The sequence below is a fragment of the Streptomyces sp. P5F9 genome, from assembly GCF_057961495.1.
On record NZ_JBXVPZ010001031.1, the window covers coordinates 1 to 669 of the forward strand.

Below are 669 nucleotides of genomic sequence, written 5' to 3' on the forward strand. Positions count from 1 at the left end.
CACCCGCACCCGCACCCGCTTGCGCCTCCCCGGACGCCCACCCCTCAACAGCCGTCCGTACGGCGGCACTTGCCACGGCTGCGGCGAAGCGCACCTCGGGGGACAGCACGGGCGCAGCCGGGTCGGTGTCGGCGTCGGTGCCGTCGCCCTTGGGAAGGCGTTCCGCGGTGAGGCGTTCCGCGAGGATCTCGCCCAGGCTGCGTTCCGAGGCCTGGTAGACCTCCGCCCACACCCGGCGCAGGGCGGGGCTGGATTCGGCCATGCCGATCAACGTGCGGACCCAGGTCCAGGAGTTGACGGAGACGCCCACCCCCGGGGTCAGCGTGTAGCGGACCCCGTGTTCCAGGGCCTCCGGCACCGACAGTGCGGCCGGGGCCGCGCGGACCGCCTCCACCCAGCGCTGGGCGCCGGCCGCGTAGAGCGGGGCGACGGCCTCTTCCTTGGTGGCGAAGTAGCGGTAGAAGGTGCGGGGGGCGATGCCCGCGCTCTGGGCGATGTCCTCGGCTCGGGTGGCCCGCAGCCCGTGTCTCACGAAGAGTCCGGCAGCGGCCCGGGCGATCTCCATCCGGGTCTCGGCCTTGCGTCGCTCGGTCAGCGAGAGCGGTGCGGAGAGGGCAGAGGGGGCAGAGGGGCCGGAAGGGGAAGCTGGGCTGGAATCCGGTGCTGGGG

The 669-nt window shown here is 73.8% G+C and carries 1 protein-coding gene; it reads right to left on the reverse strand.

All coding sequences use genetic code 11. The features are described 5' to 3' along the window. On the reverse strand, positions 1-565 hold a 565-nt coding region (locus tag AC31A1_RS52250; RefSeq protein WP_489660051.1), incomplete at its 3' end, for a TetR/AcrR family transcriptional regulator. Between the last annotated feature and the right edge of the window lie 104 nt (positions 566-669).